Origin of the sequence: Kineococcus siccus (assembly GCF_009906795.1) — a bacterium.
Taxonomy (GTDB): domain Bacteria; phylum Actinomycetota; class Actinomycetes; order Actinomycetales; family Kineococcaceae; genus Kineococcus; species Kineococcus siccus.
This window is the reverse complement of record NZ_JAAALN010000444.1, coordinates 1-611: the sequence shown is the minus strand read 5'-3', so window position 1 is coordinate 611 and position 611 is coordinate 1. Positions and strand designations below refer to the sequence as shown.

Sequence of the window (611 nt, the reverse complement as noted above, 5' to 3'; positions counted from 1 at the left end):
CCGACGGGTACCCGACGTGCTGGCCGCACGATCCCGCCGGCTGGCTCAGTCCTGCCGGACTGGCTGCTGCGTGGGTGGGGCTCGACGACGACGAGACCGTGCTGGGACACGTCTGCGTGGTGGGTGAGGTCGATGACCCGGTGGTGGCTGCACTGGTCGGGGTCCCGGTCGAGCGTCTGGTCAGCGTCTCGCGCTTGTTCGTGTCTCCGGCTGCGCGGGGCCGCGGTCTTGGCCTCGGTGCTGCGCTGCTTGCTCGGGTTCAGCGCTGGAGTGAGCAGCGGGGGCTGCAGCTCATGCTCGACGTGGTTGACGACGGCGCGCCGGCGGTCGACCTGTACGAGCGGTTGGGGTGGCGGTTGGTGGACCGGCGCGATGCTGACTGGCTGGCTCCAGACGGTCATCGTCACCGAGTGCGGATCTACCTCGCTCCTGAGTAGTGCCTGGCTCTCCGCTGCGTCTCGGAGCGGGCCCGGGACTCGTGCGGATCGGCACGACCGCAAGAATGTCGGTCAGCCGTGACCGCGCGCGGACGGTGTCATGACCGCGAGATCCCCGCCGCCCGGCTGCATGTGGAGACTCAGATGGTGACCACGTCCAGGAGGTGGTCAGCG

1 protein-coding gene is annotated in these 611 nt (G+C 69.7%); it reads left to right on the top strand.

Annotated features, from left to right (window positions below; all coding sequences use genetic code 11):
* A partial coding sequence (locus GTR02_RS22055) for a GNAT family N-acetyltransferase (RefSeq protein ID WP_166609593.1) occupies window positions 1-437 on the top strand: 437 nt, incomplete at its 5' end.
* Window positions 438-611: the final 174 nt, after the last annotated feature.